Raw genomic sequence first — 26,586 nt, 5'->3', positions numbered from 1 at the left:
CATTCGAACTGGATATCTGCGACCGCTCCTCGACAGCCGTTCCGCTGAAGCGATCGCCCGGCGGCGGATACATCCTGCTGAGTGAGACTCACACCCGAACGTCCGCCGCCGGGATTATCGTTGCGGTCACACCACGGCAACGCTGCGGCTGGATCGACGCTGGCCCCAGCCCGGCTTCACCTCGAAAGGAAGTTGTTGGGATGCAAGAAGATTCGGATAGCTTGTCTGACGTCGTAGCGATCGTGACCGGCGGCGCACGCGGCCTCGGCGCGTCGTTCGCTCAGCACATCGTCAGGCGCGGCGGCAAAGTGGTGGTCTCCGACGTGCTCGACGACGACGGCGCGGCGCTGGCCGCCGAGCTGGGTGACAACGCCCGCTACGTCCATCTCGACGTGACCGACGCGGCGCAGTGGAAATCCGCTGTCGAGCTGACGCTCTCCGAATTCGGCAAGCTGAACGGCCTGGTGAACAACGCGGGCATCTCGACCGGCCAGTTCATCGAGCACGAACCGCTCGATCACTTCCGCACCGTGCTCGAGATCAACCTGGTCGGCGTCTTCAACGGCCTTCAGGCGGCCATCGCACCGATGCGCGCCACAGGGGGAGGTTCCATCGTCAACATCTCCTCGGCCGCCGGCCTGATGGGCCTGGCACTGACCGCCGGATACGGCGCGTCCAAATGGGGTGTGCGCGGGCTGAGCAAGATCGCCGCGGTCGAACTCGGTCCGGACCGCATCCGGGTGAACTCGGTGCATCCCGGCATGACCTACACGCCGATGACCGCCCAGATCGGCATCCAACAGGGTGAGGGCAACTACCCCAACACCCCGATGGGCCGCGTCGGTGAGGCCGACGAGATCGCGGGTGCGGTGTGCTACCTGCTGTCCGGCGCCTCCAGCTACGTCACCGGCTCCGAGATCGCCGTCGACGGCGGATGGACGGCCGGTCCGACCGTGAAATACGTGATGGGACAGTGATTGTGAGCAATAGGCTGCAAGGGCGCCGGATCCTGGTGACCGGCGCGGGTTCGGGCATCGGGCAGGCCACCGCACTGCGACTGCTCGACGAGGGGGCGGTCGTGATGGGCGCCGACATCTCCGTCGAGGGCCTGGAATCCACAAAACAGAACGCCCGGCAGGCCGACACGGCAGACCGGCTCAACGCGGTGACGATGGACATCGGTGACGAGTCATCGGTGGTGGCCGGCGTGCGAAACTCGGTCGAGACACTCGGCGGCCTCGATGCGGTGGTCAATGCCGCGGGCATGCTGCGCGCGGTGCACACACACGAGATGAGCCTGCAGCAGTGGAACCAGATCATCGGGGTGAACCTCACCGGAACGTTCTTGGTGATCCGCGAGACGCTGCCGGCGCTGCTGCAGAATCCGCGGAGCGCGATCGTGAACTTCAGTTCCACGTCGGCCGCATTCGCTCATCCGTACATGGCGGCCTACGCGGCGAGCAAGGGCGGCATCCAGTCGATGACCCATGCACTGGCCCTGGAGTACGGCAAGCAGGGGCTGCGGGCGGTCAGCGTCGCGCCGGGCAGCATCAAGTCCGGAATCACCGACGCCACACCGGGACTCGTTCCCTCCGACGCCGACTGGTCGTTGTTCGCCAAGCTGTCGCCCATCATGCCGACCGACCTGAGCTCCGGCGGCGCGGGCATGGGTGACCCGTCCGCCGTCGCGGGCGTGATCGCGATGCTGGTATCCGACGACGGCGCCTTCATCAGCGGCACCGAGATCCGTATCGACGGCGGCACCCACGCCTGAGGGGCCTAGGGAGCCACGGTCTTCGACTCGCCCACCACCATCGCAAACCCGACGTGGGCATCCCGCCAGAAGCGCTGCAGCGGACTCGTCCGGTGCAGCGCTTCGACACTCGACTGGCACACGATCTCGTCGACCGCACGCACCGCGCGGCGCGCCGCGGCTATCTGGTCGCGGCGCGCCCGCGCGCGCATACCCGGGTCGATCGGGCCGTCCAGAACCCGGTTGAACGATGCGGTCAGTGTGTCGAGCAACGCCAGCCGCGACGCCCTGATCTCGGCGGCGGCGTGTTCCTCGACCGGACCTTCGACGCCGATCGCCTCGACATGGTGGGCCAGTGCGCCTTCGGCCATCCCGATCACCGCAGCCGTGATCCCGAGCGGCGCAATGGTACTCAGCGGAATGTGGTAGATCGGATTGCGCAACCCGGCGTGCCCCGCGGCGGTGCCGTCGACAATGCTGTTGTGGTTGAGCAACCGATGCCCCGGGATGAACGCGTCATCGATCGTGATGCTCTTGCTTCCGGCGCCGATCAGCCCGATCGCATCACCGGATTCCTCGATGATGTGCAGATCAGCCCGTGGCACAAGCGAATACCCGAGTCCGTCGGCGTCGCCGGTACCGACCACGCGGGCACCGACGACAACCCACTCGCAGTGGTCGATCGCCGCGACCGAGCGCCACTCGCCAGAGAGGCGGTAGCCACCGTCGACGGGCAGCAACACCCCGGCCGGCGTGTGCGCCGACGCGATCCAGACGTCAGAGTCGGCCTCCCACACCTCGTCGCGCAGACGCCGGTCAGCCGAGGCCAACGCCCACGGCGGCACGCCGACCGAACCGGCCACCCAACCCGCGGCCCCGTCCAGGCGGGATATTTCCAGGACAGCCTCGGCGAAGTCGCCGGGATGAGTCTCGATGCCGCCGAACTCCGCAGGCTGCAACATGTGCATCACCCCGGACTCACGCAGCGCGTCGACCGTCCGGATGTCGAGCCGGCCCAGCGTCTCGTTGACGAGTCCGAGCGCCTGCAGCCGTTCGGCATTCTCGTCGATGCCGTCCAGAACGTCCCCGGTCATCTCCACACCACGCATCGAAAACTCCCTTGTCGCGCATATCGCGTGCCGACCACCATGGTCGGACACGTGCCCAAGTGGTTGCGGCAGCATCCCGCTGAGTGAGATCGTGAGTGCTTCAATGTCCGACGTCCCAGGGGGCGCAGGTGCCGACATCCGCCAGCAAGGCGACATCCCGACCGAGTGCCGAACAACGCGACACGGCTGTGTCGATGGTGGATCGCGTGGCCTTGATCCTCAATGTCTTCGACGAACCCGGCAAACACCTACGGTTGGATCAGATCGCGGGACGCACGGGTCTGCCCCGGTCTTCGGTACACCGGATTCTCAAACAGTTGCACCGCGCCGGGCTCCTGCAACACCGCCCCGACGGCTACGCACTGGCCGCCTCTCCGCTGCCCGTGACCAGGATGGTCGACCACTCGCAACTGCGCAGCGTGGCATCGCCGACCCTGTCCCGTCTGCATGCCGACACCGGACTGGTGGTGCACCTGGGGGTGCTCTTCGGGGGCGACGTGGTTTATCTCGACAAGGTGGCCGGCCGTAACAGCGCCGTGGTACCCACCCGCGTCGCCGGGCACTCGCCCGCGCATGCCAGCGCGCTCGGAAAGACCATGCTGGCCCAACTCCCGGCCGAGGAGGTGGATGCCGTGCTGGGACCCAAACTGACCCGGTCCACCCGGTCGACCATCAGCGATCTGGAAACCCTGCACCGGGAACTGGCCCGGATCCGGTCCCGGCATGGCCTCGCCTACGACAACGAGGAATTGGCGATCGGGCTGACCAGCGTGGCGGCCCCGCTGCGGTCGACCGACGGCGAGGTGGCGGGCCTGTCCCTGACGGGCGCGGTGCCGTTGCACCGGTTGCAGCGAACTGCCCCGTTCGTGATCCGAGCCGCCCGGCATATCTCCGAGCAGTTGGGCACCGGACGCGATACCGCCTCGGCCTCCCCGGCTCACGCGCAGGCAACCGACAACCTGTTGTCCCGTGTGTTGCGCACGCTGACCTCAGACGCCTGGGTCTGAATCCGGCGGCTACCAAACTATCTCGTCGACCTCCATGCCGAACGAGTGGCGGCCGACCAGGGCCAGCACCTGTTCCACGTTGCTGGCGACGTGCGTCTGCGCAGTCTGGACATCACGCCACACCCGTTCCACCAGGAGGTCCTCGGCGTCGCGGCCGTCCGAGTGGGCGATGAACGTCCGGATCGCCGCGACCGCACGTTCGGAGGCCAGCACCTGGTCGCGCCGCGACCGCAGCACCAGATCGGTGTCTGCGGCCTGCCCGGCGCCCGCGCATGCCATGAGATCGCCGAGATTGCGGTCGATCTGGGCGATCGACAACTCAAGATCACTGCACGCCATGGCAACCGGATCCGCCGACGAGGTGGCCTTCGGCCGCAATACCGAAAGGATGTTCTGGGCGGCACCGAGCAGAGGAGCCGTTCCGGTGTGGGTGTACATCGTCGGTTGCGGCAGTCGGTACAGCGGCGCCAGCCTGCCCAGCTGATCGTCACTGACCCAGCCGAACGTGCGATACCGCGGTACCACCGCACCGGAGACGACGACGTCGTGCGCGCCGATACCGCGTAATCCCACGCTGTCCCAACTCGATTCCACGACATAGTCGGCCCGCGGCACCAGTGCCACCAGGAAATCCTGGGCGGCACCGTCCTCACCTACCAGCACCGCGGCGGCCATGAGCCACGACGAGTGCAGGATGCCGGTGCACCGGCTCCACCTGCCGGACAACCGGAAGTCGTCTCCGACACGTTCGAGGCGGCCCGTCGGGGCGTACGACTCGCAGAGCAAGGTCCGCCGATCCTGCCCCCACACGTCGCGCTGGGCGCGCTCGTCGAACAACGACAGATGCCAGGTGTTGACCCCCAACCACCCGGCCAGCCAGCCGGTGGAGGTACACGCCGCAGAAAGGTCGCGGGTGACGGCGAGATACTCGGCCGGGTCTACCTCGATGCCGCCGAACGCCTTGGGTTGCAGCATCGCAAAGAAACCCGCCTCGTGCAGGCCGGCGATCACCGCGGGATCGACGGCCCCGCCGCGGTCGACGTCGGCGGCGGCTTCGGCGATCGCCGGCAGTGCCTGGCGCACCGCGGCGCGCACATTCTGCGTCATCAGTGCCGCCCTATCCTGCCCGTCGGGTATGTCACCATCGTGGATACCATCCGTCGCCCCTCTCAGGAGGTCATATGGCCGAGCCGCCCGGTGCACCCGGCGTCGATCCCGGTGTCTCGGTTGCTGAATCGATTGCCGTCCGTAGCGATCCGTCGTTCCGGTTGTTGCAGCCGGTCCGCTGCGGCGGGCGTGCGGTGACCGGATCAAGCTCGGAGGCAGTCGATTTCGTCGCCGCGGTGGCCGCGCTCGCCGAGCGCGACGGGTCGGGCGGGTGGTTGGCCGCGGCGGTCAACACCGCGGCTCACCTGGTTGCGGGCCTGGGCGACAGCGCCGCCGAGCGGGTGTGGGGCGCCGATGCCGGTGCACTGGTCACCACCGGCGAGGAGCACACGGGTGTACTGACGGCCGACCGCGGGAGCTTCCGATTGACCGGTCACTGGCAGGCGGTATCCGGCGCCCTTTTCGCGGACTGGCTGCTGGTGAACGCCCTGGACGGCGATTCGGTCCGGCACGTGCTCGTCCCCCGGGGTGCGGTGCGACTCGACCGCCGCACCGGCCCGCGTGGCCTGGATGCGGCCGGGATCGCCGACGTCACGGCCTCCGGCGCGCTCGTCGACGCGCAGGACGTGTTCCCGGTCCCGGCCGACGGTTCGGGTGACACTGCCGATTCCGGCAAGACCCGGCCGCCCTACGAGGTCCTCGCCGGTGCCGGGCAGGCCGCCGCCGTGGTCGGTGCCGCCGCAGGTGTGTGGCGGGCGCATGTCGGCCAGGTCCGGCAGCGGCTGGCCACGTCGTACGGAAGCGAGGACACCACCGAGCTGACATCGTCGGCGGTGCTGGTGGCCAGGGCGGAATCGGACATCGACGCCGCACGGCTTCAACTTCTGACGTCTGTGAGCACCGATGGACCCGCCGCGGCGACCGCCCAATTCCAGGCCGTGACCCGCGCCCGCAACGCCGCCGACCAACTTCTCAGCAGCGGCAACCGTCACGCGCTCGATGCCACGGATCCCGTGGCCCGCCTCTGGTTCGACGTGCTAGCCGGATACCGATTGACGATCCGACGCGTCGCGCACCCCACCGCCGGCTGAATCCGCCCGAGCCGCAAGCTCGGCCAGTGCCCGCGGTACCCGGTCGGCGATGCCGTACGGATCAGACACCTGGTCACCACAGGTGAGCACACAGATCGCCATCTGATCGCGGTAGCTCCAGCCGGTGAAGTTCAGCCCCATCGGGAACACGATCGGTCCCGACGAGATGAGCTGCTCGATTGGGGCCCCGCCCCAATACAGCGTGCTCTGCGGCCCGCGCATGTTCGACGCGATCAGGCTGAACATCGGGCGGCGCTTCATCTTCGCACCAAGGATCGGCAACACCCGCGAGTACAGCCAGAACAGCGGCCAATACTCCATCCAGTCGTGCTGCAGCCAGGCGTCGCGCTCAGTCTGCACCTCGCGCGCGGTGCGGGTCGCCGAGGCTACCGCGGTCAACCGCTCCACCGGATCGGCGATGTGCGTCGCGAGGTCGACGTTCCAGCGGGCAACCTTGTTACCCCACTCGGCCTCGGTCTCGGCCGGGCGCATCGAGACCGGCACCACCGCGGTCATGCTTTCGTCGCCGAGCTTGCCGTTCTCGGCCAGGTAGTCGCGCAGCGCGCCACCGCAGATCGTGAGGAAGACATCGTTGACGGTGACGCCGAAAGCCTTTGAGACACGCCTGATCTCCGTCACATCGCAGCGGCGGTAGGCGAATCGGCGGCGGGCCGAGAACGGCTCGTTGAACGGCATGGCCGGCGCGGCGAACGCTTCTGCGTACCCCGGCTTCCCGGCCTTCTGCCTGCGTCGGATCACCCTGGTGACCGCCACGGTGCGAGCGATGATGCTCGGGAATCGGGCCAGTGCGGCGATCTGGTGACGCAGGACCAGCGGCCACCAGATCCATGGTGCCGGGCGTCGCTCGTTCGGCAGCGGTGACGAGAGTGGCTGCGGCAGCGGGGTCTGCGGATCGGAGCTGTACAGGGTTTCCAGCAGCCGCAGCGATGCGGTGCCGTCGGCGACCGCGTGGTGAATCTTGAGAACCAGTGCGATGCGGCCGTCAGCCAGCCCCTCGACGAACCACAACTGCCAGGCCGGACGGTCGCGGTCCAGCCCGACTTCGAAGATCTCACCGATCGTCGCGGCCAGCTCGTCGTCGCCACCGGGCGCGGGCGCAGTGGTCCGCTGCAGGTGGTACTGCATGTCGACCTGTGGCCGCGAAACCCACCACGGCCGGCCGAAGCCCACCCGCGGGGACAGCAGCTGCCACTGCAACGGCTCGATGTGATCGACCCAGCCCTGCACGGCCGACTTGAGCCGGTCGAATGAGAGTGGCTCGGACATCTGGCTCGGATCGAGCACGACGGCCTTCATCGTGTGCTGTGGTTGCACCGAGCTCTCCCACGCCAGGAAGCTGTTGTCCTCGCCCTTCAAACGCCGCATTTCCAACCTCGCTTGTCCTCACCGCCGTTACGGCACTGTCTGTGGCTGTCATCACTCTTATCCGACCGTGTGTCCCAAGAGACAAGCTGTCCCAATCAGCGAGACTCAACGGTCCGCAGCAGGCTCGACGGCCCCTACGGTTTGCGCCATGAAGCGAGCCATTCCGCGCCCTGCCAGCCTCGTAGCCACGGCCAATCGGTTCCGGGTGATCGCCCGCAGCATCGCCGTGCTTCGCGAGTCTGGCCTGTCCGGTGGAGCGGCCGACGGCATCCGCCAGGCCAAGCTGGTCCGCCAGTTCGGGGGGTTCGCCGCCGTCATCGAAAGCGCCGCCAACCGTGACCCCAACGCCATCGCCATCACCGACGAATGGGGCGACGTGACGTTCGTCCAGCTCAACGACCGGGTCAATGCCCTGGCCAGGGCCTGGAACTCGCGGGGAATCGGCGCGGGTTCGGTCATCGCCGCCCTGTGCCGCGATCATCGCGGGTTGGTCACCATCTTGGCCGCGGCCGGCAAGGTCGGGGCCCAACTGCTGCTGATGAACACGGGCTTCGCCAAGCCGCAGCTGGCCGATGTCGCGGCCCGCGAAAAGGTGAACGTGCTCATCTACGACGAGGAGTTCGCCGACCTGGTCGGTGCCATCGATCCCGGTGTACGGCGCTTCCTGGCGTGGACCGACGAACGCTCAGCCGCTGATGTCGAAGGTTCGCTGGAAGGCCTGATCGCGCACACTTCCCCCGCGCCGATGGCCGCTCCGGCCAATCCCGGCGGCATGACCCTGCTCACCAGCGGTACCACCGGCACCCCCAAGGGTGCCCCGCGCGGCAAGACCTCTCCCCTGTTCTCGGCACAGCTGCTCGACCGAGTGCCGCGCCGCCGCGGTCAGACCTGCATGCTGGCCGCGCCGATGTTCCACGGCACGGGACTCGGCCAGGCGGTGCTGTCGCTGGCGCTGGGCAACCGCCTGGTGCTGCGACGCAAGTTCAACCCCGAGGAAACCCTGCGCTCGGTCCAGAATCACGGCTGCGACGTGCTGGTGGTCGTACCGACCATGCTGCAGCGAATCCTCGCCCTGCCCAAGGACGTTCGTGACAAATACGACACCTCGTCACTCAAGATCGTCTTCGTTTCCGGCTCGGCCATGCCACCCGACCTGGTCGAGCGGACCCTGGCCGAATTCGGTCCGGTGCTCTACAACCTCTACGGCTCAACCGAACTCGCGGTCATGACCGTGGCGATGCCCGAGGATCTGCTCCACGATCCGCGGACCGCGGGCCGGGCACCGGTCGGATGCGTGGTGCGCCTCTACGACGATGCGGGCAAACAGATCACCGAACCGGGCGTGATCGGCCGGGTCTTCGCCGGCAGCGACGTGAGCTTCGCCGGCTACACCGACGGCCGCACCAAGGAGTCCATCGACGGATTGCAGAGCAGCGGCGACGTCGGCCACTTCGACGAGACCGGCCGGCTCTACATCGACGGCCGTGACGACGACATGGTGATCTGCGGCGGCGAGAACGTCTATCCGCTGGAGGTCGAAAACCTGATCACCAGCCATCCCGAGGTCGACGAGGTGGCCGTGATCGGGGTCAGCGACAACGATTTCGGCCAACGGCTCAACGCCTATGTGGTGCTGGTCGACGGAGCCACCCTGGCCCCCGACGACATCAAGGACTACGTACGGGCCAACCTGGCCCGCTACAAGATCCCCCGCGACGTCGAGTTCCTGACCAAGCTGCCCCGCAACGCCACCGGCAAGGTGCTGCGCGGCGAGCTGACCGGGGGTGCGCGGTGAGCGATCACGAGTCGATGAAGCGCGAGGTCGCCGGCCGGATGGGCGATGCGTTCGCACCGATCCTGTCCAGTGACCTCGACCCCATCGCCGCCGCGGCCGAGGTCCGGGCCCGGCTCAAGGCCAGCCGCCGACCGGCTCAGCCGGTAGCAGTGGCCAAGGTCGAAAACCGCGCCATCCCAGGTCCCGCCGGTGAGGTTCCGGTGCGGATCTACCACCCGCTGGACACCGAGGCCGACACCTGCCTGCCTGTGCTGATCTATTTCCACGGCGGCGGATTTGTCCTGTGCGACCTGGACTCACATGACTCGTGCTGCCGCCGCCTCGCCAACGGCATCGGTGCAATAGTGGTTTCCGTCGACTATCGGCTGGCGCCCGAGCATCCGTATCCCGCCGCGGTCGAAGATGCCTGGGCGGCAACGCAATGGGTGGCCGACCATGCCGGCGAGTTCGGTGGCGACCCGGCCCGGCTCGTGGTCGCAGGCGACAGCGCGGGTGGCAACCTGGCGGCAGTTGTCGCGATGTCGGCACGGGACCGCAATGGCCCACCGATCGCATTCCAAGTGCTGATCTACCCGGTCGTCGACCAGCGCCGCAAGTCATCGCTGTCCAGCCCGCACACCCGCAGCGGGGTGCTGACCGCCGAGCACATGCAGTGGTTCACCGCGCAGTACCTCGGGGCCGGCGGCGCCCATGCCGACGTGTCCGCCTCGCCGATTCTCGGTGACATGACCGGACTTCCGGATGGGCACGTGCTCACCGGGGCCTTGGATCCGCTGTGCGAGGAAGGCGAGGAGTACGCCCGCAGGCTCGCCGCCGGCGGCGCGAACGTCAGCGTCCGGCGCTACGAGCGCGGCTTCCACGGATTCTTCAACCTCGCCGACCATCTCCCCGCTGCCGCAGAGGCCACCGAAGACGTGTGCGCCGTCGTGCGCGACGCCCTGAACTCCACCACTGCATCCCAAAATCAATGAAAGGCAACCCATGAAGCTTCGGAACACCCGCGCTCTGGTCACCGGCGCGAGCCGCGGACTGGGCAAGAGCATCGCCGAGGTGCTGGCCGCACGAGGCGTCGATGTTGCCGTGGTGGCGCGCGACGCCGAGTCTCTCAACCTGCTTGCCAAGCAGGTTGAAGGCAAGGCCTACCCGACCGACCTGTGTGAGCCGGAGGCCGTGGAAGGCCTCATCGACCGCGTCGAGGCCGACGGACCCATCGACATCGTGATCAACAACGCCGGTATCGACCACGTCGGCCGGTTCCACCAGGTCAGCCCGGAGCAGATTCGGAACCTGCTGCAAGTCAACCTCGCTGCGCCGATGGACATCTGCCGCCAGGTGATACCGCGGATGGTGCAGCGCGGTCGCGGCCACATCGTCAACGTGTCATCGATGGGCGCGATCTCGCAGGGGCCGGGACTGACCCTCTACGGCACGTCGAAGGCCGGATTGAGCCATTTCACCGCAGGCATTCGCGGCGAGTTGCGGGGCAAGCCGGTCGGCACCACGCTGGTGCAGATCGGCGAGGTCAAAACCGACATGATCGACCACATTCGCGCGTTCGGGCCGGCCAGGCGCACCATCGAGCGCTCGATCCGGTGGCGGATGATCCCGCGCGAGTCGCTGGAACCGGTGGACGTTTCCGTGGCCATCGCCGAGGCCATCGAGCACAACCGCCGCCACGTCATCCTGCCGCGCAACATCGTTCCGATGGCGAAGTTCACCGAGTTCCCCCGCCGCATATCCGAACTCATGCTCACCGGCATCGACCAGGACAACGACTGATGGCCGGCGTCGACCTGTCCGGCAAGGTCGCGATCGTCACCGGTGCCGCCCGCGGCCAGGGTGAAGCCGAGGCGCGGTTGTTCGCGGCCCTCGGTGCCCAGGTGGTGTTGACCGACGTACTCGTCGAGGATGGTGAGCGGGTCGCCGCGTCCATCGGCCCCGCGGCCCGCTTTGTACGTCACGACGTCGGCAGCGAAAATGATTGGCGCGCAACGGTTGACACTGCCATGGCGGAGTTCGGCCGGATCGATGCGCTGGTCAACAACGCCGCGATCTGCAGGGTGGTGCCGCTTGCCGAGCAGGACCCTGCGGGGTTCGAGCAGATGCTGCGGGTCAACCTGATCGGCGCCTTCCTGGGCATGCAGGCCGTCACCGAACCGATGAAGGCCGGCGGGGGTGGGTCGATCGTCAACATCTCGTCGCAGGCCGGCGTGCAGGGACTCGCCGGCTACACCGCCTACGGCGCCTCCAAGTGGGGTTTGCGCGGCATGTCGAAGGTGGCGGCCATCGAGCTGGGCCCCTTGGGCATCCGCGTGAACACGGTCTATCCGGGCATGATCGACACTCCGATGATCGCTCATCTGGAGGTGGAGCGCGGTCTCGGGGGCCACCCCGGTGCCCCGCTCACCCGGGTCGGCACTCCCGAAGAAGTCGCCGAAGTCGTCGCATTCCTGGCCTCGGACGCGTCGTCGTACATCACCGGCGCGGACCTGACCGTCGACGGCGGAGCCAGCGCCGGGCGGATCCCGGTGACACCGGTCCACGCCGACTGAGCGCAGTGCCCAAGCGTGCGGTGCCCTGCTGCTGCAGGGCACCGCGCACCCGCCACAACCTCACCGCCCGGGCAGCACCAGGATCTTGACGTGCGCCTCGGGGTCACGCAGTGCCTCGAAAGCGTCGTCGAGACCGTCGAGTCCGACCCGGCCCGTGATGATCGACTCGGCATCGATGTCGCCTGCCGCCAGCCGCGCCAGCACCTTCTCGTAGGCCTGGTCGTAGGGTCCGTGGCCGAAGTTGATTGCGATCTGCCGCATCTGGGCCACCACCGGGATGATGGTCTCCTCGGCGAACGGCGAGGCCACCACCTGGATGCGCGAACCCCACGGCAGGGTATGGGTCAGCGTGTTCAAGGTGCCCACCCGGCCGCTGCACTCGTAGGCGATCAGGAGGCCGCCACCGGTCTTGCCGCTGCCCAGCAGCTCGTTGTACAGCGCGATCGGATCCTGATCGTTGGGGTCGACGACGATGTCGGCGCCCATCTTGGCGGCCAGCTCACGGCGTTTGGGTGACGGCTCTGAGGCGATGACGGTGTGCGCGCCTGCCGCCTTCGCGGCCAGGATCGTGCCCAGCCCGATCGATCCACACCCGATCACCAGCGCTGTGTCTGCAGGCGTGAGGCCGGACTGCTGCATGTGCATCTCACCGACATGGAGTGGCTCGGCCAGCGCGGCGTGCTCCAGGGACAGGCCGTCGGGCACGTGCCGGACCCAGAAGGCATCGACGAGGATGAATTCGCCGAAGGCCCCGTGATATCGGTTCGAGTAGCCGATGATCGTCGGCAGTCCGGTGTCTTGCTCGGTGGTGATGCCAAGCCCGGTGACCCGGTCGCCTTCAGCGAAATCCTCGACGCCCGGACCGGTTTCGACGACGGTGCCGGCCCACTCGTGACCGAGTACCACTGGGCGGCCGGCGTCGAACACCGCGAACGGGTAGCCCGCACCGGCGGCCACTTCCACGAACCGGCACGGGTCTTTCGACATGCTCAGATCACTGCCGCAGATGCCGCAGACCGCGACCTTGATGCGCAGTTGGCCCGGTCCGGTCACCGGCGGTTCGGTCACGTCGGCGACGGTGAACTGACCCTCGAAGTACTCCGCAGCACGCATCAGGCCTCCTGCCCGGCGAGCTGCTCGGCAGGCCGGCCGTAATAGTCGGTGTGCGCCTTGGTGATCGCACCGATGAGGCCGCCGAGTAGGTACTGGCTGTTGTCCTCGGCGAATTGCAGGCTGGCCTGCCGGCCCACGTTGCGTTTCTTGAAGTGCGGCACGACTTCGGAGGCGAACAGTTCGTAGCTACGCAAGGTCTCCTCCCAACCGGCCATGTCTACGTGCAGGATCAGCAGGGTGCCGAATCCGCCGGTCTTCTCGATGAGCCGCTCGATCTGCGCGATCGCATCCTCGGGGGTGCCGATGATCACCTGGCCGAATTCGCCCAGGTTGTCGGTGCGCCACTGGTTGATGATGCCCTCGGGAGTCTGCGCCCACTCGGGGTTGATGCCCTGCTGCCGGTTGACGTATTCGGCGATGGCATGGATCCGGCGACTGACGGCGCGTTCGGCCTCGGCCCGGGTCTCGGCGATGAACATCGGATTGACCAGGCGCCAGGTGGAGCGGTCGGCCTGATGGCCGTGTTCGGCCGAAACCTGTTCGTAGACACCCCAGTTTCGGTCGAGCACGTCGAATCCCGTCGGCGAGCTGGCCGCAAGTGACAGCAGTGACAACCCGTGCGTGCCGGCCAGGACCGAGCCGTTCGGTGAGATGGTCGATGCAGTCGCGACCTCGATACCTGCCGGATCGTAGGTGGGCAATTGGGCGCGGGCATCACGCAGGGTGAACCAGTCGGTCTCCATGTTGACGACTTCGCCACGCAGCAGCCGAAGGACAGCCTCCAGCGCCTCGCCCTGCATCCGGCGCTGGTCGAGGGGATCGATTCCCATCATGTGCGCGTCCAGCGGGATCTTGCCCGGCCCGGTGCCCACGATCAGCCGACCTCGGGTCTGCAGATCGAGTTGGGTGATGCGGTCGGCGGTGACCAGCGGATGGTGGTACGGCAACGACATCACGCCGGTGCCGAACCGGATCCGTTCGGTGCGCTCGGCCGCCGCGGCGATGAACACATCTGGCGCCGGGACGATTTCGGATCCGGTCGAATGGTGCTCGCCCATCCAGGCCTCGTCGAATCCGAGATGGTCGAGGTGGCACATCAGGTCGATGTCGCGGCGCAGCTGCAGCGCTGGGTCGGCGTTGAGGGGGTGATAGGGGGCCAGGAACGCCCCGAACTTGATCGAGCTCGAATTCCACATGCCGGGGACGCTATCTGGATCGAATGATTGGATCAAGTGATCCATAAATTAGGCCTGCAAAGGCTCCCGCTGGGTGGGACGGATCCGTCAGGAACCGAGCAGGCGATCGACCCCGCCGACGACGAAACGCACCAGGTCGTCGTAGAAGTCACGCAGTTCGGTCTCGCCCAGCCGGCTGCCGTTACGGCGCCATTCGTCGGCTCGGCTCAGCGCCTGGATGAAGTTCATGATCGAGATCGCCCAGCGCAGTTCCAGACGCGCCGGATCGGAGTCGGGAAAGGCCCGCTGCACCTGGGCGAAAAGTTCGTCGGGCAGATGCTGCTCGGTGTCCAGCAGAACCGGATTGTCCTCTTGCGAGATCTGCGCGATGATCTTGATCCAGCGCATGCCGCGGACCCGGTGACGCAGTAGCAGTTTCAGATACGGCTCGGTGACCGCGCGGACCAGGGCGTCGGGTCCCGGCGCGACCGGATCGGCCGCGAGCACCGCCACGTTGGCCGCGATCTCGTCGCGCACCGGTGCGCCGATGTCGGTGAGCACCGCCCGCAACAGCTCGTCTTTGGATCCGAAGTGATAGTGCACCGAGGCCGCGCCCAGGCCCGCGGCGGCGTTGACTGCCCGCACCGACACCGCATCCACCCCTTGGGCGGCGAACAATCGTTCGGCAGCCTTCACCAGGCGCAGCCGGGTGGCCGCGCCCTGCCGATTCTGGGCTGCGCCGGACACCTGACGAGCATGTCACGCGCCGCGCCGGGCTGCCGACCTGCGCTCTACCCCGACGGCGTGTCGCCGACCAGCGGCGCGAACCGGCCCTGATCGTCGGGCACATAGGGCGCGGTGGCCGTCACAGCGGTCAGCGGCAGCGGGCCGTACAGATGCGGGAAGAGCATCGCGTCGGGATCCGTCGGGACCCCCGGCTCCCAGCGCACCGGATCGGTCAGCTTTTCCGGGTCGATGTGCAACAGAACCAGGTCGCCACGTCCGGAGTAGAGCCGGTTGGCCGGCAGATGCACCTGTTCGGGAGCCGAGAGGTGGACGAAGCCCTGCACACCGAGCGAGTCCGGACGATGTTCGCCGCTACGCTGGGCCCGGCGCCAGTCCTCGACGCTGCACAGGTGAACCAGGACACGCGGCGACGGGTGCATACCGTCAGCTTGCCGGTCCAGCAACGCTGCGGCCAAGTGAGACACGACACACCGGTGAACCCTTGGGGAACAAGGCCGGAATCCAAAACGTCTGACAGAGTAGACATACGCAATCGAGGCGCCTTTGCCGAGATGCGCAGAGCAGAAGACGGAGGAGCCATGAACGCAACTCTGACAAGCCCGGAGCTAACCAGAGCCGATCGCTGCGATCGCTGCGGCGCGGCCGCACGCGTGCGCGCGAAGCTGCCCTCAGGGGCCGAGCTGCTCTTCTGCCAGCACCATGCCAACGAGCACGAAGCCAAGCTGGTCGAGCTGGCCGCGGTGTTGGAAACCAGCACGGCAGAGGTCTAACGGCTGCTGTCGCGCACCCTTCACGGCCTCCGACACCACCCGCCTGGGCAGGAGCACGTTTCGTCAGTAATGCTTGACTGGTCATGACTGGCCAGCCGCTTCCAGTACCACCATCACGCCACCACATCTGGCATATCACTCGACGCACATTGTCGAAGAGCTGGGACGACTCCATCTTCTCGGAGTCGGCACAGGCGGCGTTCTGGTGCGCGTTGTCATTGCCTCCCCTACTACTGGGGATGCTCGGCAGCCTGGCCTACATCGCACCGTTGTTCGGGCCGGACACTCTGCCGACGATCCAGGATCAACTGATCAACGCGGCGAACAGCTTCTTTTCACCCAACGTCGTCAACGAGATCATCGAGCCGACGATCCGCGACATCGTCAGGGGCGCCCGGGGCGAGGTGGTGTCGGTGGGCTTCGTGATCTCGTTGTGGGCCGGCTCGTCGGCGGTCTCGGCGTTCGTGGACTCGATCGTGGAGGCCCACGGCCAAACTCCGTTACGGCATCCGGTGCGCCAGCGTTTCTATGCGCTCGGGCTCTACGTGATCATGCTGGTGTTCGCGATCGCGGTCGCGCCGCTGGTGGCGCTGGGGCCCCGGGCGGTCGCCGAGCACATTCCGGACAGCTGGGACAACGTACTGCGCTACGGCTACTACCCGGCGCTGTTCCTGGCGGTTTTCGTCGGGGTGACCATCCTCTACCGGGTCTCGCTGCCGGCACCGATCCCGACCCACCGCCTGGTGCTCGGAGCGGTCCTGGCCACCGTGGTGTTCCTGGTCGCCACCTTCGGGCTGCGGATCTACCTGACCTGGATCACCAGCACCGGCTACACCTACGGTGCACTGGCAACACCGATCGCTTTCCTGCTGTTCGCGTTCTTCCTGGGTTTTGCCGTCATGTTCGGCGCCGAACTCAATGCGGCCATACAAGAGGAGTGGCCCGCGGCGGACACCCACACCAGGAGACTGCGGGAATGGCTTGAGTACAAAGCCCTCAACGCCGGCTTCAGCGGCGGCGCCCCGGCACCGGCCGAAAGCCGTGTGCCCGAGCACGTCGAACCGCCGGTACCGCCACCTACTTCTTGAGCTGCTCGTAGATCTTCTTGCAGTCCGGGCACACCGGAGAACCCGGCTTGGGCGACTTGGTCACCGGAAACACCTCGCCGCACAGCGCGACGACATGCGTGCCCATGACGGCGCTTTCGGCGATCTTGTCCTTCTTGACGTAGTGGAAGAACTTGGGGGTGTCGTCGTCGGTCCCGTCGTCGACGCGTTCGTCGGTGTCCGGGCGCTCGATGGTCTGGGTCTGCATGTTCTCATTGTGCCTGGGTGCGGGCCATAGGGAAATCCACCTGCCACCACCGGCGCCAGGTGTGGAACAGTAGAGGCATGAAACAAAGCCACGAGCTGAGTTTCGACGGCGATTTCGGCGACGATTTCGGCAAGGAAGCCCGCCCGGTTCTCATCACCAAAGCCGCACCCGCATACGAAGTGCAGCATCGCCAACGTGTCCGCAAGTACCTGACGTTGATGGCCTTCCGTATTCCGGCGCTCATCCTGGCGGCCGTCGCCTACAACATCTGGCAGAACGGCCTCATCTCGCTCGCGATCATCGTGGCGTCGATACCGCTGCCCTGGATGGCGGTTCTGATCGCCAACGACCGTCCCCCGCGTAGCGCCGAGGAACCGCGACGCTACGCCGGCCGCGGCGAGCGGATACCCCTGTTCCCCACCGCGGAGCGCCCGGCGTTACAGCCGGCGTTACAGAAGGAGCCGAACGTGGCACCGCAACCGGAGTCAGCGCGGCCGGGCGATGATGCTCCCAGCTGAGCGGCTTCTTTAGCCATTCTTAGGACATTCTCAGGTCGGTCCGGAAAAACTGCAGCTCAACGGGCATGAATCTCCAGATCGGCGGGAACTCTCATGGGGTCTACGACGTTGTACTTCATGACAGTTCGAGCCGATCAGGAGGCCGTCATGGCAAATGCCACCACAAGCCGCGTCGACAGTGATCTGGACGCCCAGAGCCCTGCCGCCGACCTCGTGCGCGTGTATCTGAACGGCATCGGCAAAACGGCGTTGCTCAACGCCGCCGATGAGGTAGAGCTCGCAAAGCGCATCGAGGCAGGCTTGTACGCCCAGCACATGCTGGACACCAAGAAGCGTCTCGGCGAGAACCGCAAACGCGACCTGGCTGCCGTCGTCCGCGATGGTGAGGCCGCCCGCAGGCACCTGCTGGAAGCCAACCTGCGCCTGGTCGTGTCGCTGGCCAAGCGCTACACCGGCCGCGGCATGCCGCTGCTGGACCTGATCCAGGAAGGCAACCTGGGCCTGATCCGCGCGATGGAGAAGTTCGACTACACCAAGGGCTTCAAGTTCTCCACGTACGCCACGTGGTGGATCCGCCAGGCCATCACCCGAGGGATGGCGGACCAGAGCCGCACCATCCGCCTGCCCGTCCATCTGGTCGAGCAGGTCAACAAGCTGGCCCGGATCAAGCGTGAGATGCACCAGCACCTGGGCCGCGAGGCCACCGACGAGGAACTGGCCGAAGAGTCCGGTATTCCGGTCGAGAAGATCAACGATCTGCTGGAGCACAGCCGCGACCCGGTGAGCCTGGACATGCCGGTCGGCACCGACGAGGAAGCCCCGCTCGGCGACTTCATCGAGGATTCCGAGGCGATGTCGGCCGAGAACGCCGTCATCTCCGAGCTGCTGCACACCGACATCCGCCACGTGCTGGCCACGCTCGACGAGCGCGAGCAGCAGGTGATCCGGTTGCGGTTCGGCCTCGACGACGGCCAGCCCCGCACCCTGGACCAGATCGGCAAGCTGTTCGGGCTGTCCCGCGAGCGTGTCCGCCAGATCGAGCGTGAGGTGATGGCCAAGCTACGCAACGGCGAGCGTGCCGATCGGCTCCGCTCCTACGCCAGCTAGTCCTCCTGTCGATGTGCCCCGCCGGTTTCCGGCGGGGCACATCGCTTTGGCCTGGCGTTTTACCTCGCGGTGTGAGGTGCCCGACGCCCCGATGTTGCGCCGCAGTTCAAGAGCCGGAAACGGTAGACTGTGCGGTGACGTTTGGGCTGGGAAGGCGCGCATGAACGATCTGGTCGACACCACCGAGATGTACCTGCGGACGATCTACGACCTCGAAGAAGAGGGCGTGGTGCCGCTGCGTGCCCGCATTGCCGAACGGCTCGACCAGAGCGGTCCGACGGTCAGCCAGACCGTGTCGCGCATGGAGCGCGACGGCCTGCTGCACGTGGCCGGTGACCGCCACCTGGAGCTGACCGACAAGGGCCGCGCCCTCGCGGTCGCCGTGATGCGCAAGCACCGGCTGGCCGAACGGTTGCTCGTCGATGTGATCGGGCTGCCGTGGGAGGACGTCCACGCCGAGGCATGCCGCTGGGAACACGTGATGAGCGAGGACGTGGAGCGGCGCCTGGTCCAGGTGCTCGACAACCCCACCACCTCACCGTTCGGCAACCCGATCCCGGGCCTGGGCGATCTCGGCGTAGGAGCGACGGGCTACGACGATGTCAGCCTGGTCCGGCTGACCGAGCTCCCGGTCGGATTGCCGGTGGCGGTGGTGGTGCGTCAGCTCACCGAACACGTCCAGGGCGACACCGAACTCATCGGCCGGCTCAAGGACGCCGGGGTGGTGCCGAACGCGCGCGTCACCGTCGAGGCCAACGACCACGGCGGCGTGATGATCGTGATCCCGGGGCACGAGCAGGTCGAGCTGCCCCATCACATGGCGCACGCCGTCCGCGTCGAGAAGGTCTAGCCGGCTCAACTGGCCCTACGCCCCCACGGCTTTCGCCGTGGCAACTGCACGCCCAGCTGCTGCGCCAGCCGGTACCCGGTGCCCGCCAGTTCGCGGATCCGCTCGGGGTGCATCCCCGATTGCAGTGCGGTGTCGAGCATGCCGGCCATCCGGTGCGTCGGCCGCGCCTGCAGGGCCGCATCAAGCGACACCCCTGCCAGCGGCCCGTCGCCGCGTGCGTACGCCGAAAATGCCAGCAGGACAAGCGCTTCCACGCGCCACGGGTCAGGGAGCGTGCGGGCCAGCAGCGCCCACAGGGCTTCGGCTTGCTCGGCGCACTCCCCCGCCGCCAGCGCGTAGAGCGTGTCACGCACCCGCGGGTCGGCCAAACCCACGGCCAGCCGCGCCAACTCAGGGTGGCCGGGCAGCGTTCCCTCGGCCAACTGCAGGGCCGCCGTCATCGCGGCTTCGACGTCGCTGCGCACCTCGGCGTCGGGGCGGGGATCCGGGCATCCGGGCCGCTGCGACGCGAGCGCCAACCGCCGTTGTGTCGAGTCGACGGTTACCGGATCCGGCCGGATCACCGCGAGCAGTTCGTCACGGCTGGCGTAGAGCCGGCGGCCGTCCAGTACCGCGGCTGCCGCCAGCGGCGACGCACCCGGATCATCCACCCAACCCTGCTCGCCGCAGCTGTCGGCGCAATGCCAGAACCCGCCGGCAGCCACCTTGTCCACGACATGCGCTGCATACAGTTCGATGTCCTCGACAGCAAGCGCCTGGTCCAGCACCGATGCCAGGTCGCGGTAGCGGTCATCGCACGCCCGGCAGTCCCTACTGTGGTCATCCACCATCACGGCGATCGCCGCGTCCGCGCCGGCGGTGGCCGCGAGGCTGACCAGATGCGCGACGCGTTCGGTCATGTCGTCGGCCAGATCAGCACGCATGACGCAGCCCAGCTCACCGTGGTTGACGGTGACCAGGACGAGGCTGAATTCCGGGACGAACCCGAGCACGGCGGGAAGTGCGGCGATCAGCGCACCGGGACGGTTGAGATGGAAGTCGAACTCTGACGAGGATGGCGATGGCGTGGTCATGGTCTGACCGTGCCAACCGGAGCCGTCAGGAACCGTCGCCCGAACCAGCCCGCCGCCGGTGGTTGGGGATGGATTCTGCGCTGGGGATAACCCGGTCGCCCTTGTTCACCGCGTATTCGGCGTCAGCCGCATGTGCCAGACGGCAACGATCAGCAGTCGGAGGCGAGGGCCTCGGGCGCCGCGTCGCCGGGTCCGCCCGCCTCCGCCCGGACCAGCAGCCGGGCGATGCGGTCATCGAAAACCGGCGAGTAGGACACGTCGTCATCGCATCCGCCTCCGTCGAGGCCACCGACCAACCCGGTCACCGTGGACCCCGACACCCACGGAGCGCCGCTGAAACCGTCGGTCAGGCCGCCACAAGCCAGGGACGGGAATCCTTGCGACGACGTTGCCGTGCCCCGGCAGGCCAGCGCGCCGCCTCCCTCGCCCATCTGGTAGCCCGTCACGGTCACCGAGCTTCCCGGCGCAGGCGCCGAACCCAGGGTCAGCCCACCCTCGGCCTCCGCGAGCAGCCCGGCGCCTTTCCCGCCCGCGACCCGCACGATGGCGTAGTCGGCCCGCGGATCCTGGTCGGCGATCCAGCGCGGGTCCAGATACACGGCCTCGACGTGCCAGGCATCACCACCGCCTTCGCCGAAGCCGGGAACGAAGGCGGCGTCCACCCCGTCGAGCAGACAGTGCGCAGCCGTCAGGATGAGGTCGCCGGTTGTGCTGGCCAGGACCGAACCGCTGCAGGTGTGCGTCGTGGTGTCACCGAGGAAAAGTGCCCCCACCCGCGGGTCCGGGGTCACGGACTCGGCGCCCGCCTGCGACAAGGGGCGGGCGGAGTCCCGTGCGCTGGTCGGCGGGACCGTGGTGGGGCCGGCTGTCCCGGAGCCGGCCGCGTCGCCCGGCCCGGTGCAGGCCGCGACCGCGGCCGTCGTCAACGCCGCCGCGAGTGTGAGCTTCACCATCCGGGCCACCTGCACCATCACGATTTTGCCTGATCGCGCGGACCATGGCCGGAATGCCGACCGCACCCCGGCGCGTTCGCACGCACAAGCGGGGCGGAACCAACCCGCGGTGCGGGTATGCGAGACACTAGACAGAACGGTGGTAGGCCGTCACAGCGTGCTACCGCAGCGAGGAGACGAAGCGAGATGACCGACAGCAGCGATACCCCCGAGCAGCACTACCAGCCCGACCAGAGCGGCATGTACGAGCTTGAGTTCCCGGCTCCACAGCTGTCGTCTTCGGATGGCCGCGGCCCGGTGCTGATTCACGCCCTGGAGGGGTTCTCCGACGCCGGTCACGCCATCCGGCTGGCCGCGGAGCATCTGAAGGACACCCTCGACACCGAGCTCGTGGCATCGTTCGCCATCGACGAGCTGCTCGACTACCGGTCGCGGCGGCCGCTGATGACATTCAAAACCGACCATTTCACCAGCTACGACGAACCCGAGCTGAACCTGTACGCGCTGCACGACGGCGTGGGGACACCGTTTCTGCTGCTGGCCGGCCTCGAGCCGGACCTGCGGTGGGAGCGTTTCATCACCGCGGTGCGGTTACTGTCCGAGCAGCTCGGGGTCCGACGGGTGATCGGGCTGGGCACCATTCCGATGGCGGTGCCGCACACCCGCCCGGTGATGTTGACCGCGCACGCCAACGACAAGGAGCTGATCGCCGACCACACCCCGTGGGTCGGCGAGGTCCAGGTGCCGGCGAGCGTTTCCAACCTCCTCGAGTTCCGCATGGCTCAGCACGGCCACGAGGTGGTCGGTTACACCGTGCACGTCCCGCACTACCTGGCTCAGACGGCTTATCCGCCGGCCGCCGAGGCACTCTTGGCCGAGGTGGCGCGAACCGGTTCGCTACAACTGCCGTTGGAGAAGCTTTCCGAGGCCGGCGCCGAGGTGTACAGCAAGATCAACGAGCAGGTAGAGGCCAGCACCGAGGTCGCCCAAGTGGTGACCGGGCTGGAGCGCCAGTACGATGCATTCGTTGCCGCACAGGAGAATCGGTCCCTGCTGGCGCGTGATGAGGAACTACCCAGCGGTGACGAGCTGGGTGCCGAGTTCGAACGGTTCCTCGCTCAGCAGGCCGGTGACAAGCACAAGGACGACAGGTACCGGGACGGACGGGACGGCTTCGGCGACGGATTCCCGAACGGCGACACCCACTCATAGGGGCCCGATGCCGGGCCGAGAGCGAGGTTGACCAGTATGACCGAGCGCAAATCCCATCTGCGGACCGTTCGCGAGCTCACCCCAGCACTCGAATACCGCACGATCCACGGGTACCGTCGGGCCTTCCGGGTCGCCGGATCGGGACCGGCGATACTTCTGATCCACGGCATCGGTGACAACTCCACAACCTGGCACACGGTGCAATCGGCCCTGGCACAGCGGTTCACGGTGATCGCCCCGGACCTGCTCGGCCACGGCAGCTCCGACAAACCGCGCGCGGACTATTCGGTGGCCGCGTACGCCAATGGGATGCGCGACCTGCTCAGCGTGCTCGACATCGATCGGGTGACGGTCGTCGGGCATTCCCTGGGCGGCGGCGTGGCGATGCAATTCGCATACCAGTTCCCGCAGTTGGTGGACCGCCTCATCCTCGTCGGCGCCGGTGGCGTCACCAAGGATGTCAACATCGCCCTGCGGGTCGCGTCCCTGCCGATGGGCAGTGAAGCCCTGGCGCTGCTGCGCCTGCCCCTGGTGCTGCCTGCGTTGCAGCTGGCCGGCCGTGCCGCCGGCGCGGTGCTTGGCTCGGCCGGTCTCGGACACGACATCCCGGACATGTTGCGTATCCTGGCCGATCTGCCCGAGCCGACGGCATCGTCGGCCTTCGCGCGCACGCTGCGCGCCGTGGTGGACTGGCGTGGTCAGGTCGTCACCATGCTGGATCGCTGTTACTTGACTGAATCCGTTCCCGTGCAATTGATCTGGGGTGACTCCGATTCGGTGATCCCCGTCAGCCACGCCCGGATGGCCCACGCCGCGATGCCCGGTTCCCAGTTGGAGATTTTCTCCGGATCCGGGCATTTTCCGTTCCACGACGATCCTGACCGCTTCGTCGAGGTGATAGAACGCTTCATCGACACGACCGACCCCTCGGTCTACGACCAGGATGAACTCCGCAGCCTGCTGCGCAGCGGGCGGACCGGAGCGACGATCAGCGGGCCCTTCGATACTCAGATCGCGGTACTCGACGCGATGGGCGCCGACGAGCGCAGCGCCACCTGACCTTCTCCCGCGGGCGGATCGGCCCGGGGTGCGCGGGGGCGACGTAGCATCGGTCTATGGCCATCGATGTCACCGTATTGCGCGTGTTCACCGACTCCGAAGGCAAGTACGGCAACCCGCTGGGGGTTGTTGACAACAGCACGGTGGCGCCCGACGACCGGCAACGGATCGCCACCGAATTGGGTTACAGCGAAACTGTATTCATCGATCTGCCGCAGCCCGGTGGCAACTCGGCCGGCGTTCACATCTTCACCCCGACTGTCGAGCTGCCGTTCGCTGGACATCCGACGGTCGGTGCGTCGTGGTGGCTGCGCGAGTTGGGGCTGCCGGTCCGTACCCTGCGCGTACCCGCGGGAATCGTTTCGATCGAGTACGACGACGATCGAACCATTGTGAATGCCCGCTCGGAATGGGCCCCTGAATTCGCCATCTACGATCTGGCCACGGTGGAGGAGGTTCTCGCCGCCGAACCCGACGATTTCGACAATGCCTACCTGTGGGCCTGGATCGACGAGGCGAACGGCACGTTGCGCTCCCGGTCATTCGCCTCACATCTGGGGATTCCCGAAGATGAGGCCACCGGAGCAGCTGCGGTGCGGATGACCGACTATCTCAGCCGGGATCTGACGATTATCCAGGGCAAAGGCTCGGTGATCGAGACCCGATGGAGTCCGGAGGGCTGGGTTCGCGTGGCCGGCCGTGTGGTCAACGACGGCAACTCCCGACTGGACTGACGCCGGCCTGGCGCGGACTACGCCTCGGCACGGTGGGCGCGCAGCGCCTCGATCTCACGCTCGAAATCCTCAGCCGACGTGAACGACCGGTACACCGACGCGAACCTCAGGTAGGCGACCTCGTCCAGTTCGCGCAGCGGCCCGAGAATCGCCAAGCCGACCTCATGGCTGGGGATCTCCGGTGTACCGAGCCCACGGACCGCGTCCTCGACCTTCTGCGCCAAGACATTGAGCGCGTCGTCATCGACTTGCCTGCCCTGACAGGACCGGCGTACCCCGCGAATGACCTTCTCGCGACTGAACGGCTCGGTTACCCCGCTGCGCTTCACCACGGCCAGCACGGCGGTCTCTACAGTGGTGAATCGACGTCCGCACTCGGGGCAGGACCGACGGCGTCGAATGGCCTGCCCTTCATCGGTCTCGCGTGAATCGACCACACGCGAATCGGGGTGACGGCAGAACGGACAGTGCATTACCGCTCCTTCGTCATGCCGCCGGACAACTAGTTCGAGCGCTCTTGAGCGTACCCGCGATGCCCGCGGCAGATTCACCGCCGGGTCCAGTGGTGCGTAGATGCTCATGCCGACGCCGACCAGTGTCGCTGGCGGCCAGGACGATTCAGCGGACATCGCCCTGCTCAGCCAACCGGCGCGAGCAGCGTCTGCCCTGCGTCCAGCGCCGCGGATTCGAGCTGGTTGAGATCGCGGATCTGCTCGACGACCCGGGCGACCGGGGCGTCGGGGGCGACGCGCCGGGCCACCTGCTGCAGCGTCTCCCCCGACTTCACCTGCACCACCGCGAGTTCGGTCGGAGTCGTGCCGGGGTCGGTTCCCATCACCCCGCCGAGTTGGGCCACCAAACCCAGCCAGATCGTGATGCCGGCTGCCACCAGTGCCAACAAGACGGTCGTCACAGGGGTGATGGGCCGGCTGCGGTGGGACGCCCGCGACATCAACACCCCGGTCCCGCGGTAGCGAACCGAACCGCCGGCGGGACGCGTGGGCGAGGGCCGCTGGACCCGGCGCAACGGCCTGGGAGCACCAGCGCCGAACTGGGCGCGGGGGCCCTGCGACCGCGGAGTGGCCCGAACAGCGCGGGAACGGCTATCGGCGGGGATATCGATGATCGCCATCTGACTGCCTTTCGGTGAGACGTTTCGCTCTTGTGTTCGAACATAGTCGCTCAAGTGTTCGATTGATAGAACATGTGATCGAACTGTTGCCAAACGATAGAACAGCCCACCGACAAGTTCGGGCCACCAGGCCCGCCCACCCCTTGACAGCGGCGCACGCCGCACCCACCTGCAGACACGCCCACAACACACGTCGAACACATGTTTGATTAATGTTCGAACAACGACTACATTCGGCCTCATGAGCGACGACCGCAGCAGGGACGGCAGCACCGACACCCCGGCCGAATCGGACGGCGCGGGTCCACGCCGGGCCGAGGGGGGCCTCACCGACCGGCAACGGACGATTCTCGACGTCATCCGCGCATCGGTGACCAGTCGCGGCTACCCACCCAGCATCCGCGAGATCGGGGACGCGGTCGGCCTCACCTCGACCTCGTCGGTCGCCCATCAGTTGCGCACCCTGGAACGCAAGGGCTATCTCCGACGCGACCCCAACCGGCCGCGTGCGGTCGACGTGCGCGGTGCGGAGGATCCGGCCGCCGCGGTGGTCTCGACCGACGTGACCGGTTCCGATGCACTACCCGAGCCGACCTTCGTTCCGGTGCTCGGGCGCATCGCCGCGGGCGGTCCCATCCTGGCCGAGCAGGCCGTCGAGGATGTCTTCCCCCTGCCCCGCGAACTGGTCGGTGAGGGCTCGCTGTTCCTGCTCAAGGTCGTCGGAGACTCGATGGTCGATGCGGCCATCTGCGATGGCGACTGGGTGGTGGTGCGCCAGCAGAGCGTGGCCGACAACGGTGACATCGTGGCAGCCATGATCGACGGCGAAGCCACCGTCAAGACGTTCAAGCGGACCCGCGGTCAGGTCTGGCTGATGCCGCACAACCCGGCATACGAGCCGATCCCCGGTAACGACGCAGCGGTGCTCGGCAAGGTCGTCACCGTGATTCGCAAGATCTGACGGACCGATGGCCGGGCCGGCCGCACCGAAAGGCGGCCGGAGCCCGGTAGCTCAGCCCGTGGACGCTG

Annotated in this window: 29 protein-coding genes; 17 read left to right on the top strand and 12 right to left on the bottom strand. The window is 67.3% G+C overall.

Annotated features, from left to right (window positions below; genetic code table 11):
• Positions 1-200 precede the first annotated feature (200 nt).
• Positions 201-977, top strand: coding sequence for a glucose 1-dehydrogenase (locus tag E0T84_RS13630; protein WP_070186522.1), 777 nt, complete (start codon positions 201-203; stop codon positions 975-977).
• A 32-nt stretch (positions 978-1,009) separates the two neighbouring features.
• Entirely contained in the window at positions 1,010-1,774 is a 765-nt protein-coding gene (locus E0T84_RS13625) for an SDR family NAD(P)-dependent oxidoreductase (protein WP_234998304.1), read from the top strand.
• A gap of 5 nt (positions 1,775-1,779) precedes the next feature.
• Here E0T84_RS13625 and E0T84_RS13620 read toward each other — a convergent pair whose 3' ends face one another.
• The gene (locus tag E0T84_RS13620; RefSeq protein ID WP_159437527.1) at positions 1,780-2,862 is read right to left on the bottom strand and encodes a hydroxylase; all 1,083 of its coding nucleotides are present in this window, start codon (positions 2,860-2,862) and stop codon (positions 1,780-1,782) included.
• A 206-nt stretch (positions 2,863-3,068) separates the two neighbouring features.
• On the opposite strand from E0T84_RS13620, the gene E0T84_RS13615 reads away from it, so the two are divergent.
• Positions 3,069-3,869 carry an IclR family transcriptional regulator gene (locus E0T84_RS13615; protein WP_234998295.1) on the top strand — a complete coding sequence of 267 codons (801 nt, stop codon included), beginning with the start codon at positions 3,069-3,071 and terminating at the stop codon, positions 3,867-3,869.
• Between the two features lie 9 nt (positions 3,870-3,878).
• Here the strand turns inward: E0T84_RS13615 and E0T84_RS13610 are convergent, their stop codons facing one another.
• Positions 3,879-4,976 carry an acyl-CoA dehydrogenase family protein gene (locus tag E0T84_RS13610; protein WP_070186524.1) on the bottom strand — a complete coding sequence of 366 codons (1,098 nt, stop codon included), beginning with the start codon at positions 4,974-4,976 and terminating at the stop codon, positions 3,879-3,881.
• 74 nt (positions 4,977-5,050) lie between these two features.
• On the opposite strand from E0T84_RS13610, the gene E0T84_RS13605 reads away from it, so the two are divergent.
• Positions 5,051-6,067 (top strand): hypothetical protein, encoded by a 1,017-nt coding sequence (locus tag E0T84_RS13605; RefSeq protein WP_138744699.1) that lies wholly within the window; start codon positions 5,051-5,053, stop codon positions 6,065-6,067.
• Here E0T84_RS13605 and E0T84_RS13600 read toward each other — a convergent pair.
• Positions 6,014-7,453: a wax ester/triacylglycerol synthase family O-acyltransferase gene (locus tag E0T84_RS13600; protein ID WP_070186526.1), complete on the bottom strand. Its 1,440-nt coding sequence runs from the start codon at positions 7,451-7,453 to the stop codon at positions 6,014-6,016. The genes E0T84_RS13605 and E0T84_RS13600 overlap by 54 nt on opposite strands.
• 148 nt (positions 7,454-7,601) lie before the next feature.
• On the opposite strand from E0T84_RS13600, the gene E0T84_RS13595 reads away from it, so the two are divergent.
• The 4 genes from E0T84_RS13595 to E0T84_RS13580 are packed head-to-tail and all read left to right on the top strand — an operon-like array spanning position 7,602 to position 11,800.
• Positions 7,602-9,248: an AMP-binding protein gene (locus E0T84_RS13595; protein WP_110765006.1), complete on the top strand. Its 1,647-nt coding sequence runs from the start codon at positions 7,602-7,604 to the stop codon at positions 9,246-9,248.
• Positions 9,245-10,219 (top strand): alpha/beta hydrolase, encoded by a 975-nt coding sequence (locus E0T84_RS13590; protein ID WP_249383637.1) that lies wholly within the window; start codon positions 9,245-9,247, stop codon positions 10,217-10,219. Before E0T84_RS13595 ends, E0T84_RS13590 begins: the two co-directional genes overlap by 4 nt.
• A gap of 10 nt (positions 10,220-10,229) precedes the next feature.
• Positions 10,230-11,027, top strand: coding sequence for an SDR family oxidoreductase (locus E0T84_RS13585; RefSeq protein WP_070186527.1), 798 nt, complete (start codon positions 10,230-10,232; stop codon positions 11,025-11,027).
• A complete protein-coding gene (locus E0T84_RS13580) occupies positions 11,027-11,800 on the top strand; it encodes a glucose 1-dehydrogenase (RefSeq protein ID WP_070186528.1) in 774 nt (257 codons plus the stop codon). The genes E0T84_RS13585 and E0T84_RS13580 overlap by 1 nt, the downstream gene beginning before the upstream one ends.
• A gap of 60 nt (positions 11,801-11,860) precedes the next feature.
• On the opposite strand, the gene E0T84_RS13575 is transcribed toward E0T84_RS13580, so the two are convergent.
• The 4 genes from E0T84_RS13575 to E0T84_RS13560 form a co-directional block, all read right to left on the bottom strand.
• Positions 11,861-12,913, bottom strand: a complete 1,053-nt coding sequence (locus E0T84_RS13575; protein ID WP_138744698.1) for an alcohol dehydrogenase catalytic domain-containing protein — start codon at positions 12,911-12,913, stop codon at positions 11,861-11,863.
• Positions 12,913-14,109 carry an LLM class flavin-dependent oxidoreductase gene (locus E0T84_RS13570; RefSeq protein ID WP_070186530.1) on the bottom strand — a complete coding sequence of 399 codons (1,197 nt, stop codon included), beginning with the start codon at positions 14,107-14,109 and terminating at the stop codon, positions 12,913-12,915. The genes E0T84_RS13575 and E0T84_RS13570 overlap by 1 nt, the downstream gene beginning before the upstream one ends.
• Positions 14,110-14,196: 87 nt before the next feature.
• Complete coding sequence (locus E0T84_RS13565; protein WP_070186531.1) at positions 14,197-14,835, bottom strand: TetR/AcrR family transcriptional regulator; 639 nt, start codon at positions 14,833-14,835, stop codon at positions 14,197-14,199.
• 44 nt (positions 14,836-14,879) lie between these two features.
• Complete coding sequence (locus E0T84_RS13560; RefSeq protein WP_070186532.1) at positions 14,880-15,254, bottom strand: DUF952 domain-containing protein; 375 nt, start codon at positions 15,252-15,254, stop codon at positions 14,880-14,882.
• Positions 15,255-15,413: 159 nt separating this feature from the next.
• On the opposite strand from E0T84_RS13560, the gene E0T84_RS13555 reads away from it, so the two are divergent.
• Both E0T84_RS13555 and E0T84_RS13550 read left to right on the top strand, forming a co-directional pair.
• A complete protein-coding gene (locus E0T84_RS13555) occupies positions 15,414-15,605 on the top strand; it encodes a hypothetical protein (RefSeq protein WP_070186533.1) in 192 nt (63 codons plus the stop codon).
• 83 nt (positions 15,606-15,688) lie between these two features.
• Positions 15,689-16,693, top strand: a complete 1,005-nt coding sequence (locus E0T84_RS13550; protein ID WP_070186534.1) for a YihY/virulence factor BrkB family protein — start codon at positions 15,689-15,691, stop codon at positions 16,691-16,693.
• Here the strand turns inward: E0T84_RS13550 and E0T84_RS13545 are convergent.
• On the bottom strand, positions 16,683-16,919 hold the full coding sequence (locus tag E0T84_RS13545; protein WP_070186535.1) for a DUF3039 domain-containing protein: 237 nt from the start codon (positions 16,917-16,919) through the stop codon (positions 16,683-16,685). The genes E0T84_RS13550 and E0T84_RS13545 overlap by 11 nt on opposite strands.
• 59 nt (positions 16,920-16,978) lie before the next feature.
• Between E0T84_RS13545 and E0T84_RS13540 the strand changes: the two genes are divergently transcribed.
• The 3 genes from E0T84_RS13540 (at position 16,979) to E0T84_RS13530 (ending at position 19,394) form a co-directional block, all read left to right on the top strand.
• Complete coding sequence (locus tag E0T84_RS13540; RefSeq protein ID WP_234998299.1) at positions 16,979-17,437, top strand: DUF3099 domain-containing protein; 459 nt, start codon at positions 16,979-16,981, stop codon at positions 17,435-17,437.
• A gap of 117 nt (positions 17,438-17,554) precedes the next feature.
• Positions 17,555-18,544 carry a sigma-70 family RNA polymerase sigma factor SigB gene (gene sigB / locus E0T84_RS13535; protein ID WP_255741598.1) on the top strand — a complete coding sequence of 330 codons (990 nt, stop codon included), beginning with the start codon at positions 17,555-17,557 and terminating at the stop codon, positions 18,542-18,544.
• 160 nt (positions 18,545-18,704) lie between these two features.
• Entirely contained in the window at positions 18,705-19,394 is a 690-nt protein-coding gene (locus tag E0T84_RS13530) for a metal-dependent transcriptional regulator (RefSeq protein WP_070186537.1), read from the top strand.
• Positions 19,395-19,399: 5 nt separating this feature from the next.
• On the opposite strand, the gene E0T84_RS13525 is transcribed toward E0T84_RS13530, so the two are convergent.
• Positions 19,400-20,467, bottom strand: a complete 1,068-nt coding sequence (locus E0T84_RS13525) for a DUF4192 domain-containing protein (RefSeq protein WP_138744697.1) — start codon at positions 20,465-20,467, stop codon at positions 19,400-19,402.
• Between the two features lie 149 nt (positions 20,468-20,616).
• Positions 20,617-21,420 carry a serine protease gene (locus tag E0T84_RS13520; RefSeq protein WP_249383636.1) on the bottom strand — a complete coding sequence of 268 codons (804 nt, stop codon included), beginning with the start codon at positions 21,418-21,420 and terminating at the stop codon, positions 20,617-20,619.
• A gap of 186 nt (positions 21,421-21,606) precedes the next feature.
• Here E0T84_RS13520 and E0T84_RS13515 point away from each other — a divergent pair, with 186 nt between their 5' ends.
• From E0T84_RS13515 to E0T84_RS13505, 3 genes are read left to right on the top strand one after another with little or no spacing between them, the layout of a single operon-like run.
• Positions 21,607-22,632 (top strand): proteasome assembly chaperone family protein, encoded by a 1,026-nt coding sequence (locus tag E0T84_RS13515; protein WP_070186538.1) that lies wholly within the window; start codon positions 21,607-21,609, stop codon positions 22,630-22,632.
• Positions 22,633-22,668: 36 nt separating this feature from the next.
• Positions 22,669-23,691 (top strand): alpha/beta fold hydrolase, encoded by a 1,023-nt coding sequence (locus E0T84_RS13510; RefSeq protein ID WP_070186539.1) that lies wholly within the window; start codon positions 22,669-22,671, stop codon positions 23,689-23,691.
• Between the two features lie 56 nt (positions 23,692-23,747).
• Positions 23,748-24,425: a PhzF family phenazine biosynthesis protein gene (locus E0T84_RS13505; RefSeq protein WP_070186540.1), complete on the top strand. Its 678-nt coding sequence runs from the start codon at positions 23,748-23,750 to the stop codon at positions 24,423-24,425.
• A gap of 17 nt (positions 24,426-24,442) precedes the next feature.
• Here the strand turns inward: E0T84_RS13505 and nrdR are convergent, their stop codons facing one another.
• Together nrdR and E0T84_RS13495 are read right to left on the bottom strand one after the other, a co-directional pair.
• The gene (gene nrdR / locus E0T84_RS13500; protein ID WP_070186541.1) at positions 24,443-24,898 is read right to left on the bottom strand and encodes a transcriptional regulator NrdR; all 456 of its coding nucleotides are present in this window, start codon (positions 24,896-24,898) and stop codon (positions 24,443-24,445) included.
• 164 nt (positions 24,899-25,062) lie between these two features.
• Positions 25,063-25,557: a LysM peptidoglycan-binding domain-containing protein gene (locus E0T84_RS13495; protein ID WP_070186542.1), complete on the bottom strand. Its 495-nt coding sequence runs from the start codon at positions 25,555-25,557 to the stop codon at positions 25,063-25,065.
• Between the two features lie 241 nt (positions 25,558-25,798).
• On the opposite strand from E0T84_RS13495, the gene lexA reads away from it, so the two are divergent.
• On the top strand, positions 25,799-26,518 hold the full coding sequence (gene lexA, locus E0T84_RS13490; protein ID WP_070186543.1) for a transcriptional repressor LexA: 720 nt from the start codon (positions 25,799-25,801) through the stop codon (positions 26,516-26,518).
• Positions 26,519-26,586: the final 68 nt, after the last annotated feature.

Origin of the sequence: Mycobacterium sp. DBP42 (assembly GCF_005924235.1) — a bacterium.
Classification (GTDB): domain Bacteria; phylum Actinomycetota; class Actinomycetes; order Mycobacteriales; family Mycobacteriaceae; genus Mycobacterium; species Mycobacterium syngnathidarum.
The sequence above is the reverse complement of the archived record's forward strand: the minus strand, read 5'-3'. Positions and strand labels throughout refer to the sequence as shown.